The 19,726-nt window shown below is 61.5% G+C and carries 15 protein-coding genes; 4 read left to right on the forward strand and 11 right to left on the reverse strand.

Annotated features, from left to right (window positions below; genetic code table 11):
- Positions 1-55 precede the first annotated feature (55 nt).
- The 6 genes from G9X64_RS24335 to trxB form a co-directional block, all read right to left on the reverse strand.
- A complete protein-coding gene (locus G9X64_RS24335) occupies positions 56-856 on the reverse strand; it encodes an aminoglycoside phosphotransferase family protein (protein WP_171377521.1) in 801 nt (266 codons plus the stop codon).
- Between the two features lie 74 nt (positions 857-930).
- The gene (locus G9X64_RS24340) at positions 931-2,055 is read right to left on the reverse strand and encodes an alkene reductase (RefSeq protein WP_171377522.1); all 1,125 of its coding nucleotides are present in this window, start codon (positions 2,053-2,055) and stop codon (positions 931-933) included.
- Positions 2,056-2,080: 25 nt separating this feature from the next.
- Entirely contained in the window at positions 2,081-3,247 is a 1,167-nt protein-coding gene (locus tag G9X64_RS24345) for an MFS transporter (protein WP_168310676.1), read from the reverse strand.
- Position 3,248: 1 nt separating this feature from the next.
- Complete coding sequence (locus G9X64_RS24350; RefSeq protein WP_168310677.1) at positions 3,249-3,542, reverse strand: ArsR/SmtB family transcription factor; 294 nt, start codon at positions 3,540-3,542, stop codon at positions 3,249-3,251.
- Positions 3,543-4,097: 555 nt separating this feature from the next.
- The gene (locus G9X64_RS24355) at positions 4,098-4,994 is read right to left on the reverse strand and encodes a LysR family transcriptional regulator VtlR (protein ID WP_018446649.1); all 897 of its coding nucleotides are present in this window, start codon (positions 4,992-4,994) and stop codon (positions 4,098-4,100) included.
- 22 nt (positions 4,995-5,016) lie between these two features.
- Positions 5,017-5,991, reverse strand: a complete 975-nt coding sequence (gene trxB, locus G9X64_RS24360; RefSeq protein WP_168310678.1) for a thioredoxin-disulfide reductase — start codon at positions 5,989-5,991, stop codon at positions 5,017-5,019.
- Between the two features lie 230 nt (positions 5,992-6,221).
- Between trxB and G9X64_RS24365 the strand changes: the two genes are divergently transcribed.
- Complete coding sequence (locus G9X64_RS24365; protein ID WP_003541645.1) at positions 6,222-6,689, forward strand: Lrp/AsnC family transcriptional regulator; 468 nt, start codon at positions 6,222-6,224, stop codon at positions 6,687-6,689.
- Positions 6,690-6,721: 32 nt separating this feature from the next.
- Here the strand turns inward: G9X64_RS24365 and G9X64_RS24370 are convergent, their stop codons facing one another.
- Positions 6,722-8,068, reverse strand: coding sequence for a sigma-54-dependent transcriptional regulator (locus G9X64_RS24370; protein WP_168310679.1), 1,347 nt, complete (start codon positions 8,066-8,068; stop codon positions 6,722-6,724).
- A gap of 4 nt (positions 8,069-8,072) precedes the next feature.
- The gene (locus G9X64_RS24375) at positions 8,073-9,941 is read right to left on the reverse strand and encodes an ATP-binding protein (protein ID WP_168310680.1); all 1,869 of its coding nucleotides are present in this window, start codon (positions 9,939-9,941) and stop codon (positions 8,073-8,075) included.
- Positions 9,942-10,165: 224 nt separating this feature from the next.
- Between G9X64_RS24375 and G9X64_RS24380 the strand changes: the two genes are divergently transcribed.
- Positions 10,166-11,500 carry a dicarboxylate/amino acid:cation symporter gene (locus G9X64_RS24380; RefSeq protein ID WP_168310681.1) on the forward strand — a complete coding sequence of 445 codons (1,335 nt, stop codon included), beginning with the start codon at positions 10,166-10,168 and terminating at the stop codon, positions 11,498-11,500.
- A gap of 72 nt (positions 11,501-11,572) precedes the next feature.
- Here the strand turns inward: G9X64_RS24380 and G9X64_RS24385 are convergent, their stop codons facing one another.
- Both G9X64_RS24385 and greA read right to left on the reverse strand, forming a co-directional pair.
- Complete coding sequence (locus G9X64_RS24385) at positions 11,573-12,631, reverse strand: glycosyltransferase family 4 protein (RefSeq protein WP_168310682.1); 1,059 nt, start codon at positions 12,629-12,631, stop codon at positions 11,573-11,575.
- A 27-nt stretch (positions 12,632-12,658) separates the two neighbouring features.
- Complete coding sequence (greA, locus tag G9X64_RS24390; RefSeq protein WP_012758398.1) at positions 12,659-13,135, reverse strand: transcription elongation factor GreA; 477 nt, start codon at positions 13,133-13,135, stop codon at positions 12,659-12,661.
- Between the two features lie 252 nt (positions 13,136-13,387).
- On the opposite strand from greA, the gene G9X64_RS24395 reads away from it, so the two are divergent.
- The gene (locus G9X64_RS24395) at positions 13,388-14,620 is read left to right on the forward strand and encodes a putative DNA modification/repair radical SAM protein (protein WP_171377523.1); all 1,233 of its coding nucleotides are present in this window, start codon (positions 13,388-13,390) and stop codon (positions 14,618-14,620) included.
- Positions 14,620-16,074 carry a UdgX family uracil-DNA binding protein gene (locus G9X64_RS24400; RefSeq protein WP_171377524.1) on the forward strand — a complete coding sequence of 485 codons (1,455 nt, stop codon included), beginning with the start codon at positions 14,620-14,622 and terminating at the stop codon, positions 16,072-16,074. Before G9X64_RS24395 ends, G9X64_RS24400 begins: the two co-directional genes overlap by 1 nt.
- A gap of 86 nt (positions 16,075-16,160) precedes the next feature.
- On the opposite strand, the gene carB is transcribed toward G9X64_RS24400, so the two are convergent.
- Positions 16,161-19,649, reverse strand: a complete 3,489-nt coding sequence (gene carB, locus G9X64_RS24405; protein ID WP_171377525.1) for a carbamoyl-phosphate synthase large subunit — start codon at positions 19,647-19,649, stop codon at positions 16,161-16,163.
- Positions 19,650-19,726: the final 77 nt, after the last annotated feature.

Consider the following 19,726-nt stretch of genomic DNA (forward strand, 5'->3'; position numbering starts at 1 on the left):
ATGCAGCAACTACTTCGCCAATGCCGGATACGCTTCCGTCAAAACCTGAAAGGCTCTAGTTCTCGAGTTCGGCCAGCGCGATCCGGGCGACCGTCAGGGCTTTTTCTGCCTGCTCGATGTTCGGATCGCCAAGGAACCATGCGGCGGAAAGGCCGGAATAGGCGGCGATCCATTGCAGCAGCCGCTTCGGCTCGAGCCCGGCCTCCGCCGAGACGATGGCAAGCTGGCGGCGGAAGCGAGCCGGATCGGTAATCGTCGGCAACTCCTCGTTGGCGAAGATGTTGGCGAAATCGAAGCCGCGCTCGCCGTAGAGCCGCTTTGGATCGATTGCCAGCCAGCCGCGCGCCTCGAAATCGAGGATATTGTCGTGGTGGATGTCGCCGTGGAGGATGGTGACATCACGCTGATCGGCAAGGAGGACGTTGGCGATCGCCGAGCAGTCGGCAAGCGCGCCGCCATGTTTGTCGGCCGCCGGTTCGAGATCACGGAACCAGCGGCTGAGGGGCACGGGATCGGGAAGCGGTTTTTCACGCGGGGCATGCAGCCGCGCGGCGGTGCGGCAAAGGATGCGGCTTGCCTCGTCGTCCCCGCCGTTCATCGCCATGGCAAGCAGCGAGCGTTTCCCCATCGCCCTCTCCAACAGCACGGCGTCGCCCTCATGGGCATAGACATAGGCTGCGCCGTCACCGGCCCACCACTGCATCAGAAGCGCGCCGTATCGTTCGTCGATATCGGCTGCCACTTTCAGCATGGCAGGCCTGTCCTGCCAGAGGACCGGCAGCAGGCGGCTGGAGTGGGTGATGATAGGCTCGCCGTCTGATATCAGCGACCAGCGATCAAGATAGGGAGCAAACATGGCGGCACCCTACAAAAACGCGTCGAAGATGGAAATCCCGCCTTTCGGCGGGATTCGCATTCGCGTGTGAAAGGTCAGGCGACCTTTTCGAGAATGGGATAGTCGATATAGCCCTTGCCGGTGCCACCATAGAAGGTCGACTGGTCGGGCGTGTTGAGTGGCAGGTTGTGTTCCAGGCGCTCGACGAGATCGGGATTGGCGATGAAGGGCTTGCCGAAGGCGACGAGATCGGCGCGGCCGCTTTCGACAGCGTCGATCGCCAGACCGCGATCGTAACCATTGTTGACCATCCAGTCGGCCTTGCCGCCGGCCTTTTCATAAGTCTGGCACAGCGCCTTGTAATCGAAGGAGGGATTGTCGCCCTGCTTGTAGTCGCGGTCGCCGCCGGTCTGGCCTTCGATGACATGGATATAGGCGAGGTCGTATTTGGCCAATCCTTCGACGACATGGGCGAAGGTCGCCTGCGGATTGGAATCGTAGCTTTCGCCGGACGGCGTCACCGGCGAGATGCGGATCGCGGTGCGGCCCGCGCCGATTTCCTTGACCACGGCATCGACTACTTCGAAGGTCAGACGGGTGCGGTTTTCGATCGAGCCGCCATATTGGTCGGTGCGGTCGTTGATACCGTCGCGGATGAACTGGTCGAGCAGGTAGCCGTTGGCGCCGTGGATCTCGACACCGTCGAAGCCGGCGTCGATAGCGGCCCGGGCAGCCTTGCGGTAATCCTCGATGATGCCGGGGATTTCGGCGGTTTCGAGTGCGCGCGGCTCGGAGGTGTCGGCAAAGCTGCCGGTGCCGTCGGCATTGACCAGATAGGTCTTGGCCTTGGCGACGCGGTTGGTCGATGAAACCGGCTTGCCGTCGTTCGGCTGCAGCGTCGTGTGCGAGATGCGGCCGACATGCCACATCTGGACGACGATCTTGCCACCTGCGGCATGAACTGCGTCGGTGACGCGCTTCCAGCCGTCGAGAGCCTCTTTGCTGTAGAGACCAGGCACGTTGGCGTAACCCTGGCCCTGCTGGGTGATCGCGGTTGCTTCGGTAATGATCAAGCCTGCGGTGGCGCGCTGGCGGTAGTATTCGACGTTGAGGTCGTTGGGGATTGCGCCCGGCGAGCGGTTGCGGGTGAGCGGCGCCATGACGATGCGGTTCTTGATTGAAATGTCGCCGACTTTCGTGGGTTCGAAGAGCTTGGCCATGATGGTCCTTTCTTTTGCGGGAGGATCACTCGGCAGGGGCAAGGGCGGCCCGGCCCCTGGCGGAGAGATAGGTGAGCGCCGTCGCGCCGAGGCCGATCAGGGCCATCAAGGCCGCGGCGAGCGGAACGCGGGTGAGATCGAAGCCGGCGTCGATGACCAGGCCGCCCACCCAGGCGCCGAGCGCATTGCCGGTATTGAAGGCACCGATGTTGATCGTCGAGACGAGGTTCGGTGCGTCCTTGCCGAAGCCGACGACGCCGACCTGAAGCGCCGGTACGGCGGCAAAGCTTGCCATTGCCCAAAGGAAGAGGGTGATTTCAGCCGGGATGAAGAAGCGGCTCGTATAGCTGAAGGCGATCGAAGTGATGGCGATAGTGGCGAAGACGCCGGCAAGCGTTGCACCGAGCCGCCAGTCGGCAAGCTTGCCGCCGACAAGGTTGCCGACGGTCAGCCCGAGGCCGATCAGGAACAGCGTCCAGGTGACGCCTTCCGGCGACACGCCGGTGACGTCGCGCAGCAGCGGCGCGATATAGGTGAAGAGGGCGAACATCGAGGCGGCGAAGAAGACGGTGGTGGAGAGTGCCAACCACAGGCCGCCATTCCTGAGTGCTGCGATCTCGCGCAGGATGCTGCCGTTTTCTTGCTGCTTGTCCCTGGGCAGGATGGCGATCAGGCCTGATATGGTGACGATACCGATGACGGTGACGACGCCGAAGGTGGCGCGCCAGCCATAGGCCTGGCCGATCGCAGTGCCGATCGGCACGCCGAGAACATTGGCAAGTGTCAGGCCGGTAAACATCAACGCGACGGCGCGAGCCTTGCGGTCTTCGGCAACGAGGCCGGCGGCGACCACGGAGCCGATGCCGAAGAATGCGCCGTGGCAAAGTGCTGTCACGACGCGGGCGATCATCAGCACCCAGTAGTCGCTCGCCAGAGCGCAAAGCAGGTTGCCGGCGATGAAGAAGGCCATCAGCGCAATCAGGGCGGTGCGGCGCTTCAGCTTCGCGGTCGAAACCGCCATCACAGGTGCGCCGATCGCGACCGCCAGAGCATAACCGGTCACCAGCCATCCGGCCTGCGGGATGCTGACCGAGAGATCGGCGGCGACCTCCGGCAACAGACCCATGATGACGAATTCGGTGGTGCCTATCGCAAACGAGCTCAAGGCAAGAACGAGGAGGGCGAGGGGCATTCTAAAGGTCCTGCGTCAGTTGCTTGAGAAAGGCGGCGATGGTTTCTTCGTTGCGCTTGTAAAAGATCCACTGGCCGACGCGTTTGGTGGTGACGAGGCCGGCGCGATGCAGGGTGCCGAGATGGGCCGAGACCGTCGACTGCGACAGGCCGCAGCGTTCGAACTGGCTGGCGCAGACGCCCATTTCGAAAGGATGCTCCTGCGAGGGGAAATGCTTCTCGGGATTTTTCAGCCAGTTCAGAATGTCCATCCGGGCAGGATGGGCGAGCGCCTTGATGATTTCGTCTTTGTCCATCGTCTTTCGCCGAACTGTAAATCGTGTCTGGACGATATATCGATCGTCAGACTTCGATATGCAAATCACGGAGGCGTGAGGCGATGGATTTTATTAAATGAACAAATTTTGGGCAAAAAAAAGAGGGCCACCGGAAAACCAGGGCCCTTATAATTGTGAAGGTCAAAAAACCTCCAGAGGGGAACAGCTAATGCGGTGGTACTGGGAGAGAAACCACAAGATGCATCAGCTGATGGGGATATGGTGCTTCCTTGAGCAGGTTTCAATGCTTTTTTGTGCATGTCTGCTATGCGTCGCACAAATTTTTTGCGTTGCGGCATTTCCCTGAGGAAGAAAGGCAAAAAAAGAGGGCCACTGGAAAACCAGGGCCCTTATAAGTGTGAAGGTCAAAAACCTCCAGAGGGGAACAGCTAATGCGGTGGAACTGGGAGGAAAAGCCACCGTGTGCATCAGCTATGTGCGATATGGTGGTTTAATGGGCAAACGGCAACCCTCATTTGTGCATGCCAGTCATGCGTGTTCTGCATAGTCGGCAATTCATCAATAAAACCAGGCTCAAAAGTTCCAGTTTCTGGCCTTGCTGACGATGAAATCGCGGAAGGCTTTTAGCTTGGCGGCGTTCTTGATCTCGTCGGGATAGCAGAAATAGGTGTCGAAAGAGGGGACGTCGGCATTGATCGCCAGCTGAATCAGGCCCGGGTCGCGGCCGACGATGTAATCCGGCAGGCATGCGACGCCGATGCCGAGCAGGGCGGCGCGCTTGATCGAGGTCTGGCTGTTGATCTGCAGATGCGGAATACGCTTGTTGTCGGACGAGCGGCCAGCGACCTCAAGCCAGTTGACATCGAGCAGGTAACTCGGCGCCGGCTCGCCGAAGGTGATGATGCGATGATTGTCGAGATCCTCGACCTTTTGCGGCTCGCCGTGACGGTTGATGTAGGACGGGGCCGCATAGACGTGCATGTGCACGGTGAAGAGCTTGCGCTGGATGAGGTCGGATTGCTGCGGCTGGCGCAGGCGGATCGCGCAGTCGGCATGACGCATGTTCACATCCACTTCCTCATTGTCGAGGATCAGCTGGATCTGCACATCGGGATAGAGCTGCAGGAATTCCTGGATCTTGTCAGTCAGCCAGCCCTGGCCGAGGCCGACCGTCGTCGTGACGCGCAGCTTGCCGGATGGCGTCTCGGTCGTCTCGGTGAGCTGCATCTTCACGGTTTCGAGCTTCAGCAGCACGTCATGGGCGGTGCGGTAAAGCAGTTCGCCCTGTTCCGTCAGAATCAGGCCACGCGCATGGCGGTGAAACAGCTTGGTGCCGACATCCTGCTCCAGCGCGCTGACCTGGCGGCTGATGGCGGATTGGGACAGATGCAGTTTATCCGCCGCATGCGTGAACGAACCCGCCTCGGCAGCTGCGTGAAAAATACGCAGCTTGTCCCAATCCAATGGCATTCCCCCACCCCTCATGCCGATCTTACTCCGCGGCCACGGCGACGGGCATGTGGCCCGTCAGATATCGCTCGGCTTCAAGCGCTGCCATGCACCCCAGGCCGGCGGCAGTGATCGCCTGTCGGAACGTATCATCCGTTACGTCGCCCGCGGCATAGACGCCGTCCAGGCTGGTCGCAGTCGAATCCGGCGCGGTCCAGAGATAACCATTGTCCTTCAGCTTCAACTTGTCCTTGAAGAGTTCGGTTGCCGGAGCATGGCCGATGGCGACGAAGACGCCATCGATCACTATGTAGGTGATCGTACCGGTGCGGGTGTCGCGCAGGCGCGCGCCGGTTACGGATTGCGGCATCGGTGGCTTGGCCGGCGTGCCGGTAATCTCGGCCACTTCGGTATTCCACAGAACCTTGACATTATCCTTGGAGAACAAGCGTTCCTGCAGGATCTTCTCGGCTCGGAAGAAGTCGCGGCGGTGCACGACCGTAACCGACTTGGCGATGTTGGAGAGATAAAGCGCTTCCTCGACTGCGCTGTTGCCGCCGCCGACCACGATCACATCCTTATTGCGATAGAAAAATCCGTCGCAAGTGGCGCAGGCCGAAACGCCGAAGCCCTGGAAATGCTGCTCGCTCTCAATGCCGAGCCACTTGGCCTTGGCGCCGGTGGCGATGATCAGCGTATCGGCGGTCCAGACCTGGCCGCTGTCGGTGCGGGCGACGAAGGGGCGCTGGTTCATGTCGACTTCGGTCACGAGGTCGTTGACGATCTCAGCGCCGACATGTTTTGCCTGCTGCAGCATCTGCTCCATCAGCCAGGGACCCTGGATCGGATCGGCAAAGCCCGGATAGTTCTCGACATCGGTGGTGATCATCAACTGGCCGCCCTGTTCGAGACCGGCGATCAAAACCGGTTTCAGCATGGCGCGCGCGGCATAGACCGCGGCGGTATAGCCTGCGGGTCCGGAACCGATGATGAGCACCTTCGTATGGCGGGCGGGCATGTCATTTCCTTTCGACTGGCAGGAGGGCGGCGGCTAGATAGCGATTGCGGCCGTTTCGCGTCCCTGCGCCATTTATGAACGTCCAATGCTTTTATTCAAGGGCAGCCTTGCGTTACCAACAAGGCAAATCGCCCGGATGTGCAAGAATCCGTCATCGACGTGAAACTTTCTTGCGTATTCCGCGGCTTTATATAGAAGCTCCCCGCGGAGAATTAAAGAAAGGCAATGATGTGGGTCGTGCGGAACTCGACGTCATCGACATAAAGATACTCCGGGAGCTGCAGGCCGATGGCCGCATGACCAATGTGGAGCTTGCCGATCGCGTCGGCATCTCGGCGCCGCCTTGCCTGCGCCGGGTGCGCAAGCTTGAGGAAGCGGGCATCATCGAGGGCTACCACGCGATGCTGAACAGCCCGAAGCTCGGCTTCGACCTCGTCGCTTTCTGCATGGTTGGCCTCAAGCATCAGTCGGAAGGCAATCTCAAGGCCTTTGCCGCCGCCACCGCCGAATGGCCGCTGGTGCGCCAGGCCTGGATGGTTTCGGGCGACAGCGATTTCCTGCTGCATTGCGTGGCGGAAAACCTCACCCGCTTCCAGGATTTCGTCATCGAGGTGCTGACGGCGAACGAACATGTCGACACCGTGCGCACCATGCTGACGATCCGGCAGGTGAAGAAGCTGGGACTGGTCGAAGTCTAAAACGACCTTGGCAGGTTAATCGTCGTCACGGATTACTTGCGCGATATATAGCCGCCCCGGTTGATGCCGTGGCGCTGGAGTTTGTCGTAGAACGTCTTTCTCGGAATGCCGAGCGCCTCGATGGTGCGGCGCACGTCGCCGTTATTGGCCGCCAGTGTGTCGCGGATGATCTCCGCCTCGTAGCGTTCCAATCGTTCGGGAAGCGTGGCGCCCGTTGGCTGCACAGGGACCGCTGCCGTTCCGCCGCCTTCCACGCCAAGCACCACACGTTCGGCATAATGCGAGAGTTCGCGGACATTGCCCGGCCATGAGTGCGAGGCGAGATGCTGCCGCACATCCGGTGAAAGCGGCGGGGCATCGCGACGGAAGCGCTCCGCGGCGCGGGCAGTGAAGTGGGAAAACAGCAGCGGAATATCGTCGCGGCGTTCTCTCAGCGGCGGAATGGAGATCGTCACGACATTGAGCCTGTAATAGAGATCCTCGCGAAAATCCCCGCGCACCGAGGGATCCCCGAGGTCGATCTTGGCAGCCGCGACGACGCGAAGATCGACCGGACGCACCTCGTTGGTGCCGAGCGGCGTGATCTCGCGCATCTCCAGCACCCTCAGCATCTTGACCTGGGTGGCGGCCGGCATGCTTTCGATCTCGTCGAGGAAAAGCGTGCCGCCGCTTGCATGTTCGATGCGGCCCGTACGGCGCTTCTGGGCACCGGTGAAGGCGCCGGCCTCGTGGCCGAACAACTCGCTTTCGATGACGGTCTCGGGCAGGGCGCCACAGTTCAGCGCTACGAAATTGCCCTTCCGGCGGTGGCTCCACTGATGCAGGAGTTGGGCAACCACTTCCTTGCCGCTGCCCGTTTCGCCAGCGACGAGCACGTCCACATCGGTATCGGCGATGTGGCGAAGAATGTTTCTGAGGTTTTCCATGACAGGCGTCTGGCCGATCAGCGGCAAATTCTCCTGCGCATCTTCGGCTGCTTTCCGCAGCATGCGGTTTTCCAGAACAAGCCGCCGCTTCTCGCTTGCGCGACGCACGCTTTGAACGAGCCGATCGGCGGCGAAGGGTTTGGCGATGAAATCATAGGCGCCGTCCTGGATCGCTTGAACGGCCATCGGAATATCGCCGTGGCCGGTCATCAAGATCACCGGCAGGTCGGCATCCATGCCCTGCAGCGTGGCGAACAGCTGCAGTCCGTCGATCTCCGGCATGCGGATATCGGTGACGACAGGGCCGGCAAAGTCCGCCGGCAGATCCGCCAGCGCGGCTTTCGCGCCGTCATAGGCGGAAACGGAAAAACCGGCGAGTTCGAGCGTCTGGGCGGTGGCGCGGCGCAGGTCCTTGTCGTCGTCGATCAGCGCAACAGGGGTCGGCGTTTCCATGATCTCAAGCCTTCCTTAGCTGAACGATGAACCGGGTTCCGCTGCTGTCGCTTAAAACCTCCATCCGGCCGCCGTAGTCGCCGACGATATCCTTGGAGATCACCAGGCCGAGGCCGAGGCCGCTTTCCTTCGAGGTATTGAACGGCGTGAACAAGCCCTTGCGGATTTCCGGGGGGATGCCGGGACCGTTGTCGGCGACCGTTACCGTTACCATCCCTGCATCGGTGGATGTTCTGACCTCGACGCGACCCTCTCCGGCCTTCGGCGCCACCGCCTCCAGGGCGTTCTGAAGCAGATTGATGAGCACCTGTTCGAGACGGATTCGGTTTCCCATCACCTGCAGTTCGGCGGGCGGCAGGTCGATGTCGAGCGTATCCATGCGCCCGGCAAATCGGCTGCGCAACAGCATCACCGCACCCTCGATGACGTCCTTCAATCCTGTTGGTTCGGCACTGCCGCGGCCTTTGCGGGCAAAGGTCTTCAGCTCTTCGGTGATCGAACCTATGCGCTCCGTCAGCGCCGCAATGCTTTCGAGATTTTCGCCGGCAGGCGCAGTCTGGCCGCGATCAAGGAAGGTGCGGGCGTTATCGGCATAGGCACGGATGGTCGCCACCGGCTGGTTGATCTCATGGGCAACGCCGGCAGCCACCTGACCCAGAATGGCCAGTCGGTTAGCCTGCACCAGATCCTGTTGCACGGCCTGCAATTTCTGCTCGGTGCTCTTGTGGCCGACGATTTCAGCCTGCAGCCGGTCCCGCGCCTGGCTGAGATCCAGCGTCCGCTCGACTACCCGCCGTTCCAGTTCCTCCCGCGCCTGCTGTTCGCTGGAGATTCGCAGGGCGATCGCATGGCGGCGGCGCAACAGGAGCGCTGCTCCGGCCAGTAGCGGCAGGAGTATCAGCAATGCCAGCATGCGGGTTTCACGAATCCCCGCATCGACGGAAGGCCCGAGCGCGACAAGATGCTGCAAATGCCAACCGGTCGCCGGCACCGACGTTGCGACGTCGAGAAACCTGGTTTTCCCGGCATCCCCGGGCATCACAATCCCGACGACATCGAGCCCGTCACCGAGGTTTCGGACGATGTCGAGCGGAAGGGGTTGAAGCGGCGCATCGCCGAATTGAAGGCTTTCGCGGATCGCCGTCAGCCGGTCCTCGGCGATCCGGCCGATCGTCATGAACCGCCATGACGGAATACTGGTGATGAGTACAATGCCGCGCTCGTCAACGACATAGGACGGTGTGTTCGAGGCATTCCAATCTGCCTCGACGTCGTCGAACTCAACCTTGACCACGACGACGCCCAGCAGGCCATTGCCGTCCGAAATCCGCTGGGAGATATAGAGACCCGGTTTCTTGCTGACCGTGCCGAGCGCGAAGTGCTCGGCCTGTCCTCGTTCCGCCGCCCCCTGAAAATACTCGCGGAAACGATAGTCATTGCCGACGAAGCTCGTCGGTTCTCGCCAGTTGCTGGCCGATACCGCCATACCGTCTTTGTCGATGACATAGATGACGGCAGCCTTCGTGCCCGCCGCCAAATTTTCCAGCTTCTGACTGAGCCGCTCGAACGCGCCGGCATCGTTTCCTGCCAGCGCCGCGGCGAGTGCCGCGTCCTGCGACAGCACGAAAGGAAGCGCCCGGTATTTTTCGAGAACCGTGCGCAGCAAAGCCGCATTCAGCCTCGCATCCATGCGGGCCTGTTCCTCGAGAGCAGCCTCTGCCCGGTGCCGACCGACTTCGCCGCCGGCCCAGAGGCCTGCCACGACAGCCAGGAGGGCGAGCACGGCATAGGCCCACCACATCCGGCGGATGCGGTGTTGCAGGGGCAGGGAAGGCCACAATTTCTGCGACACGGACATGGCGGATTTGTGCATTTTTCTGCACGAAACGCAAATGGATTTGTGCGGATTTCCGCATTTCTTAATGAGTCATCACAAGTCCCGTAAATTTTTCATTAATAAATTCAATCTGTTGAGTGTGGACGTAGAACTGGCACGGCGATTGCGAAGAACCTCGCAACAACGGCTGAGCTGTTGGACTTGAAGCGAACGGCTCGGGAGGCCGGAGTTCGTTCCGGACGAGCCACTAGGAGGACATCATGATCGCAGCACCACTCGATGCAGTCGCAGGCAGCAAGGGCAAGAAGCCCTTTTATACCCATCTCTACGTCCAGGTTCTCGCGGCCATCGCTGCGGGTATCCTGCTCGGCCATTTCTATCCCGAACTCGGCACCCAATTGAAGCCGCTTGGCGATGCCTTCATCAAGCTCGTCAAGATGATCATTGCCCCCGTCATCTTCCTGACGGTTGCGACCGGCATTGCCGGCATGAGCGACCTGCAGAAGGTCGGCCGCGTCGCCGGCAAGGCGATGCTCTACTTCCTGACATTCTCGACATTGGCGCTCGTCATCGGCCTGATCGTCGCCAATGTCGTCCAGCCCGGCGCCGGTATGAACATCGATCCTGCCTCGCTGGATCCCGCCGCCGTCGCCGGCTACGCCGCAAAGGCGCATGAGCAGAGCATCGTCGGTTTCCTGACAAACATCATCCCGACGACGATTGTCGGCGCTTTTGCCGATGGCGACATTCTGCAGGTGCTGTTCTTCTCGGTGCTCTTCGGCATCGCGCTCGCCATGGTCGGCGAAAAGAGCGAACCGGTCGTCAACTTCCTCAATGCCCTGACGGCGCCCGTGTTCAAGCTCGTCGCCATCCTCATGAAGGCTGCTCCGATCGGCGCCTTCGGCGCCATGGCTTTCACCATCGGCAAGTACGGCGTCGGTTCGATCGCCAATCTCGCCATGCTGATCGGCACCTTCTACATCACCTCCCTGCTCTTCGTCCTCGTCGTTCTCGGCGCTGTCGCCCGTTACAACGGCTTCTCGATCGTGGCGTTGCTGCGCTACATCAAGGAAGAACTGCTGCTGGTCCTCGGCACCTCGTCTTCGGAGGCAGCCCTTCCGGGGCTGATGAACAAGATGGAAAAGGCCGGATGCAAGCGCTCGGTCGTCGGCCTCGTCATTCCGACCGGCTATTCCTTCAATCTCGACGGCACCAACATCTACATGACGCTGGCAGCGCTCTTCATTGCCCAGGCAACCGGCATTCAGCTTTCCTGGGGCGATCAGATCCTGCTGCTCTTAGTGGCGATGCTGAGCTCGAAGGGTGCCGCAGGCATCACCGGCGCCGGCTTCATCACGCTTGCCGCAACGCTCTCCGTTGTCCCCTCCGTGCCGGTTGCCGGCATGGCGCTCATCCTCGGCATCGACCGCTTCATGTCGGAATGCCGGGCGCTCACCAATCTCGTCGGCAATGCGGTGGCAACGATCGTCGTCGCACGTTGGGAAAACGAGCTGGATACGGCGCAGCTTGCCGCGGCACTGGGCGGCCAGACCGGAGAGGATATTTCTGCTGCCGGGCTCCAGCCGGCCGAATAACCAGCAGCTATTCCTTTTCCTTAGAATCCCTGCAACGGCCCGTTATCCAACGGGCCGTTTCTCTGTTCTGCTTCAGCCGCGATTGTCCCCGAGAAGGCGATCGTAAACGGCGTCGATCGCGCTCGCTTCCTTCTCCAGCGCAAAATTCGTCCTGACATGCCGCAGCGCATTCTCGCCATGGGCGATCGCCAGAGCGGGATCTGCGATATAGGGCGCGATTGCCCGTGTCAGCGCCTCGCCATCGCCGGCGGCGACGACCGAGCCCGTCTCACCCGTGACGATGAGCTCGGCATAGGCGCCGGCGTCCGATGCCACCACCGCGGTGCGCGAAGCCATGGCTTCGAGCGGCGTCAGGCCAAATCCCTCGTTACGGGAAGGGGCGACGTAAAGCGTCAGGCGGCGATACCAGATCTTGATGTCAGGGACTTCGCCGAGAAAGAGGATACGGTCGCTGAGCCCGGCGGCCGCGACATCCGCCTTGAGTTTGTCTGCGAATGCCGTGTGTTCGGCCGTCACCCGGCCGGAGACGATCGCCGTCCAATCGGGGTGCTGCGGCAGCAGTTCGATCACCGCCTTGACGAAAAGATCAGTGCCCTTCTGATGGCGCACGCGGCCGAAGCAGCCGATGAGATGGCGGCCCGGCAGGCCGGTGGCGGCGATGCCGTCCTCCGCAGTTTCCGGCGGATGGAACAGAGCAAGGTCGACGCCGTGCTGGATCACCGTGTGCGGTACGTCGAGGAACGAGCCGGAACGGTCGCTGGTCGCGATGACGGCGTCCATGCGGCGGATCAGCCATTTCGTATAGGCAGTGTGCCGGCGTTGCGCGGCCGAGGTGAAGAGAAGCTTCAGCGGCATGCGCAACAGATGGCGCAGCAGGATGCCGGTGGCCATCTCGTTGTTGCGGCGGGCATGCCAGACACGCTGGCGCCGGCACGCGGGCGGGCGCCAGAGGCCAAGGAGCTGGCGCCACCTCAGTTTCGGCAGGCCTTCCGGTAGGCCGGGGCCAAGGGTTGCGATCTTTATGCCGAGCCGAATCTGGCAGGGGATGAGCTGGACGATGGTCGACGTGACGCCGGAGAGCCGGCGCTTGAAATTGGGCGCGATGATCTCGACGTCACGAATATCCGGCAAGGGAGGGGTCTCGCGGCTGGCGGGCGATCAGCCCCAGGAAACCTGGAGGATTTCGTAGGCCTTGGAGCCGCCCGGTGCGTTGACCTCGATGGAATCGCCGACTTCCTTGCCGATCAGAGCACGGGCGATCGGCGAAGAGATGGAGATGCGGCCGGCCTTGACGTCGGCTTCCTGGTCGCCGACGATCTGGTAGGTCTTTTCTTCGTCGGTGTCCTCGTCGATGAGCTTCACCTTGGCGCCGAACTTGATCTTGTCGCCCGACATCTTGGTGAGGTCGATGACCTCGGCGCGCGCCGTCAGGTCTTCCAGCTCGCTGATGCGGCCTTCATTATGGCTCTGAGCTTCCTTGGCGGCGTGATATTCGGCGTTTTCGGAAAGGTCGCCATGGGCACGGGCTTCGGCGATAGCCTCGATGATTCGAGGGCGCTCCTCCTGCTGACGCCAGCGCAGCTCTTCCTGCAGCTTGACGAAACCGCCCGGTGTCATCGGTACCTTTTCAACCATTTTTCTGTCCTTCAATCCTCGTATCCGCACAATCAGCGGCGAACACAAAAGAAAACAGGTCCCGAAGGGGAGCTTCGGAACCGTGCCACAATCTTAGTCGGACGCTTATAGCAGATCGCCAAGGCCGATTTCCAGAAAATTCGCATGAAAGAGGGCGGCGCGCCCCAACATCAGGTGATGCGGCTCGACAATGGGCAGAAATCGCATGGTCCTGATTGACTCTCTACATGGGAACATATAGTGAACATACTAATGAAGAAGTCGCTTACAGAACGCTTGGCCATCCTTTCCGCTGCCGCGAAATATGACGCTTCCTGCGCTTCCAGCGGCACGGTGAAGCGCGATTCCCGGGCAAGTGGCGGGCTCGGTTCGACCGAAGGATCCGGCATCTGTCATGCCTATGCCCCGGACGGACGGTGCATTTCGCTTTTGAAAATACTGCTGACCAATTTCTGCATCTACGACTGTGCCTATTGCGTCAATCGCTCGTCGAGTAATGTCGAACGGGCGCGCTTTACACCGGAGGAGGTCATCTGGCTGACGCTGGAATTCTACCGCCGCAACTATATTGAAGGGCTGTTTCTTTCCTCCGGCATTATTCGTTCGTCCGATTACACGATGGAAGAGATGGTCCGCATCGTTCGCGAATTGCGTGTGACCCACAATTTCCGCGGCTATATCCATCTGAAGTCTATCCCTGAAGCCTCGCCGCGTCTGATTGAGGAGGCGGGGCTTCATGCAGACAGGCTGTCGCTCAATATTGAGTTGCCGACGGATAACGGCATCACACGCTTTGCGCCGGAAAAGAAGCCTGCCAATATTCGCCGATCGATGGGGGATCTGCGGCTGAAGATCGAGGCCGCCGGCGAACCGACGCTGCGGACGAAGAAGCGTCAGCGTTTCGTGCCGGCCGGCCAGAGCACGCAGATGATCGTCGGCGCCGATGGCGCGAACGATGCGACGATCCTTGCGACCAGCGGCCGGCTTTACAGCAGCTACGGGCTGAAGCGCGTCTATTATTCCGCCTTCAGCCCGATCCCGGACTCGTCGAAAAACCTGCCGCTGATCAAGCCGCCGTTGATGCGCGAGCACCGGCTCTATCAGGCCGACTGGCTCTACCGATTCTACGGTTTCGGCATCGACGAGATCACCGCGAACCAGGCGGGCGGCATGCTCGATCTCACCCTCGACCCCAAGCTTGCCTGGGCGCTCGCCAACCGGGCCGAATTTCCCGTCGATATCAACAGGGCCGAGCGCGAGCGGTTGCTGCGTGTCCCCGGTCTCGGCACCAAGACAGTCAAGGCGATCGTTTCGGCCCGGCGTTTTCGCCGGTTGCGGCTCGATGATCTCGCGCGGCTCGGCATTTCGATCAAGAAGGTTCAGTCCTTCATCTCGGCGGAAGGCTGGTCGCCGCGTCGATTGATAGAGCGCCCCGACCTTCGCGCCATGTTCGAACCGCAACCCGAACAATTGTCGTTGCTGTGATGCGCCGGGTCGTGCTGGCAGGACGCGGGGAGCTTGCCGAATGGCGTGACGCCGCGCGCGCTTTCGCAGTCGCCGGCATCCTGCCGGAAGAGATCGATTGGCGCGAAAAGGGCGAGGAGGCGGACCTTGCGTTTCAACGCGACGCCATGCCGCCGGCGCCTATCATGGCACGCAAGCCGATGACGGTGCCGTCCGCCTTCATCGAGCTGGCGGAGACAGTTCTCTGTCATTCCGACCCGGCGCGTTTTTCCCTGCTTTACCGTCTGCTCTGGCGGCTGCAACTGGACCGGCAATTACTTGGAGTGGCTTCCGACGAGGACGTCGCCCGTGCCAGGCTGATGGCGAAAAACGTTCGACGCGACGCGCACAAGATGACGGCCTTCGTTCGCTTCAAGGAGATCGATGCAGTATCGGCGGGCCGTCGAAAATTCCTCACCTGGTTCGAGCCGGATCACCATATCGTCAGGCGCACGGCGCCCTTCTTCCAACGGCGCTTCACCGACATGGACTGGCTGATCGCCACGCCCAAGGGGTCGGCGGCCTGGGACGGCGAGCTGCTAACGATGAGCGACGCGCCGTGCGAAAGACCCAATCTCACCGATGCTACCGATGAACTTTGGCGCACCTACTATGCCAGCATTTTCAATCCGGCGCGGTTGAAGCTGAAGGCGATGCAGGCGGAGATGCCGAAAAAATACTGGAAGAACCTGCCGGAAGCCGATCTCATCCCTGGGCTGATCGCATCGGCGGAGAGCAAGGTGCGGGCCATGGCCGCACGGGAGGCGACCCAATCACTGCCGTTTCACGATCGCCTGCAACAAGCCGCGCGCAGCATTCCAGCTGAGCCCGAAGCGCCGGCGGGCACGCTGGAAGCACTGCGCGCGGAAGCTGACGGCTGCACCCGCTGTCCGCTGTATGCGAAGGCCACGCAAACCGTATTCGGGGAGGGGCCGCGCGATGCCGAGGTGATGTTCGTCGGCGAACAGCCGGGCGATCAGGAGGATATTGCCGGGCGCCCCTTCGTCGGTCCCGCCGGCAGGCTGCTGGACCAGGTGATCACGGAAGCGGGCATCGATCGCTCAAGGCTCTACGTCACCAATGCCGTCAAGCACTTCAAATATGAGCCGCGCGGCAAGCGACGCATCCATCAGAAGCCCAATATGGACGAGGTGAAGCATTGCCGCTGGTGGCTCAATCTGGAGATGGCGCTGATCAAGCCGAAGCTGGTCGTTGCGATGGGGGCAACGGCGCTCGCCGCGCTCACCGATACGAAACAGCGGCTGCAGGATGTCAGGGGGAAAGCGATCGCGATCGACGAGAGGCGAACGCTTTTCGTGACGGTGCATCCTTCCTATCTGCTGCGTATTCCAGACGAGCGGCTGAAGGCGGAAGAACTGGCGCGATTTCGCGAAGATATGCTGAATATCCAGCGGCTTATAGCAGTGGCTGGATAAATTGATTCCGATTTAAGGAATTATGCAGCAGGCGATGACCGAACGGGGGTGCGCCACCGCTCATCGAGCGATGGCGTTGCCGCATCTCAGGCGAAATAGCTCTGCAGCGGCCGCACTTCCAGATTGCCGGCTTTCAGCGCCTTGATTGCCTGGGCGGCGGCCTCTGCGCCTGCCATCGTCGTGTAGTAGGGCACCTTCTGCATCAGCGTCGCACGGCGCAGCGACTTGGAGTCCGAGATCGCCTTGTTGCCATCGGTGGTGTTGATGACGAGCTGGACCTGGCGGTTGCGGATCGCGTCCTCGATGTGCGGACGGCCTTCGAGCACCTTGTTGATCTTGGTGGCGGTGATGCCGTTTTCGCCGAGGAAGCGGGCAGTGCCGCCGGTCGCCAGCACTTTGAAACCCTGCTCGACGAGAATGCGGATCGCCGGCAGCACGCGCGGCTTGTCCGCGTCGCGGACGGAGACGAAGACCGTCCCGTCACGCGGCAGCTCGACGCCGGCACCGAGCTGCGACTTGGCAAAGGCCAGCGCAAAATCGGTATCGAGGCCGATGACTTCACCGGTCGAGCGCATTTCCGGGCCGAGCAGCGTGTCGACGCCGGGGAACCGGGCGAAGGGGAAGACGGCTTCCTTGACGGCGATGTGCTTCAGCTTGCGCGGATCGGGCTTTTGCCCATAGGCGGCGAAGGTCGCATCGAGCTTCTCGCCAGCCATGACGCGGGCGGCGATCTTGGCGATTGGCGCGCCGATGGTCTTTGCGACGAAGGGCACGGTGCGCGAGGCGCGCGGATTGACTTCGAGAACGTAGACGGTGCCGTCCTTGATGGCGAACTGGACGTTCATCAGGCCGCCGACATTGAGCGCCTTGGCCATGGCCTTGGCCTGGCGCTCCAGTTCGTCAAGCAGTTCGACCGAAAGCGAGCGCGGCGGCAGCGAGCAGGCGCTATCGCCGGAATGGATGCCGGCTTCCTCGATATGCTCCATGATGCCGGCGACATAGACGTCAGTGCCGTCGGAGAGGCAGTCGACATCGACTTCGATGGCGTTGCTGAGATAGCTGTCGAAGAGCAGCGGGTTCTTGCCGAGCAGGGTGTTGATCTGGCCGGTCTTGTCGTTGGGATAGCGCTGCTTGATATCCTCAGGCACCAGTTCAGGCACGGTATCGAGCAGGTAGCTCTGCAACTGGCCTTCCGAATGCAGGATCTGCATGGCGCGGCCGCCGAGCACGTAAGAGGGACGCACGACCAGCGGGAAGCCGATTTCTGTGGCGACCATGCGGGCCTGCTCGACCGAATAGGCGATGCCGTTGTTCGGCTGGTTGAGGTCGAGCTTCATCAACAGCTTCTGGAAGCGGTCGCGGTCCTCGGCAAGGTCGATCATGTCAGGCGCGGTGCCGAGGATCGGGATGCCGTTCTTTTCCAGCGCCTCGGCAAGCTTCAGCGGCGTCTGGCCGCCGAACTGGACGATGACGCCAACGACTTCACCCTTTTCCTGTTCTGCCCGCAGGATCTCGATCACGTCCTCGGCCGTCAGCGGCTCGAAATAGAGGCGGTCCGATGTATCGTAGTCGGTCGAAACGGTTTCCGGGTTGCAGTTGATCATGATCGCTTCATAACCCGCATCCTTGAGCGCGAAGGCGGCATGGCAGCAGCAATAGTCGAACTCGATGCCCTGGCCGATGCGGTTCGGGCCGCCGCCGAGGATAACGACCTTTCGGCGGGCGGACACTTCAGCCTCGGAGCGGGCGGCGCCGACAAAAGGCGTCTCATAGGTCGAATACATATAGGCGGTCGGCGAGGCGAACTCGGCCGCGCAGGTATCGATGCGCTTGAAGACAGGGCGGACGTTCAGGCTGTTGCGGAATTCGGCGACTTCCTTCGGGCGCTTGCCGGTTAGCGTCGCCAGGCGCGCGTCGGAAAAGCCCATGGCCTTCAACATGCGCAGGTTGGCGGCATCTTCAGGCAGGCCGTGCTCGCGAATCCGGGCCTCCATCTCGATGATCGCCTTCAGTTCGGCGATGAACCAGGGGTCGATCTTGCAGCCCTCGTGGACTTCGGCTTCGCTCATGCCCTGGCGCAGCGCCTGGGCGACCATGCGCAGGCGATCGGGCGTCGGTGTGCCGATGGCTGCGCGGATGGCGTTCTGGCTGGATTCGCCCTCTTCAAAGCCGGGGATCTCGATCTCGTCGAGACCCGTCAGGCCGGTTTCCAAGCCACGCAGTGCCTTCTGCAGCGATTCGGCGAAAGTGCGGCCGATCGCCATGACTTCCCCGACCGATTTCATGGCGGTCGTCAGCACCGGCGAGGCGCCGGGGAATTTCTCGAAGGCGAAACGTGGGATCTTGGTGACGACGTAGTCGATCGACGGTTCGAAGGAGGCAGGCGTTGCGCCGCCGGTGATGTCGTTATCCAGTTCGTCTAGCGTATAGCCGATGGCGAGCTTGGCGGCGATCTTGGCGATCGGGAAGCCGGTGGCTTTGGAGGCGAGCGCCGACGAGCGCGAGACGCGCGGGTTCATTTCGATGACGACGAGGCGACCGTCCTTGGGATTGACGGCGAACTGGACGTTCGAGCCGCCGGTCTCCACCCCGATCTCGCGCAGCACCGCGATAGAGGCGTTGCGCATGATCTGGTATTCCTTGTCCGTCAGCGTCAGCGCCGGCGCGACGGTGATCGAATCGCCGGTATGGACGCCCATCGGATCAATGTTCTCGATCGAGCAGATAATGATGCAGTTGTCCGCCTTGTCGCGGACGACCTCCATTTCATATTCCTTCCAGCCGAGCACCGATTCTTCGACCAGCACTTCGGTGGTCGGCGAGGCGTCGAGGCCGCCGCCGACGATCTCGAAAAATTCCGAGCGGTTGTAGGCGATGCCGCCGCCGGTGCCGCCAAGCGTGAAGGAAGGACGGATGATCGCGGGCAAGCCGACATGGTCGATCGCCTGGGCGGCAATCGCCATGGCATGGCTCATGTAACGCTGCTTGCGGTCGCTCTCGCCGAGGTTCCACTGGTTTTCCAGCTCGTCCAGCGCCTTGTCGAGGTCGGATCCCGAGAGGCTTTCACGCAGCTTGACGCGCTCGGCCTCGTGTGTCTTGCGGTCGAGGTCCTTGATGTCGGTGGCGTTCGCCAGCATCGAGCGCGGCGTTTCCAGCCCAATACGGGCCATCGCCTCGCGAAACAGCGCGCGGTCTTCGGCCATGTCGATGGCGGCGGGCTTGGCGCCGATCATCTCGACATTGTAGCGGTCGAGCACGCCCATGCGCTTCAGCGAAAGCGCGGTATTCAAAGCCGTCTGGCCGCCCATGGTCGGCAGCAGCGCATCCGGGCGCTCCTTGGCGATGATCTTGGCGACGACTTCGGGGGTAATTGGCTCGACATAGGTGGCGTCGGCAAGGCCCGGATCAGTCATGATCGTCGCCGGGTTGGAGTTGACGAGGATGACGCGGAAGCCTTCCTCCTTCAGCGCCTTGCAGGCCTGGGTGCCGGAATAATCGAACTCGCAAGCCTGGCCAATGACGATCGGTCCCGCGCCGATGATGAGGATCGATTTGATGTCTTGGCGCTTCGGCATGGGCGATATCCATTTCTAGCTGCGCAAAAAGCCGGCCAGGGTGGGAGATCACCGGGTCGGGTCGCGCATTGAGGGTC

It is taken from the genome of Rhizobium sophorae, from assembly GCF_013087515.1.
Classification (GTDB): domain Bacteria; phylum Pseudomonadota; class Alphaproteobacteria; order Rhizobiales; family Rhizobiaceae; genus Rhizobium; species Rhizobium sophorae.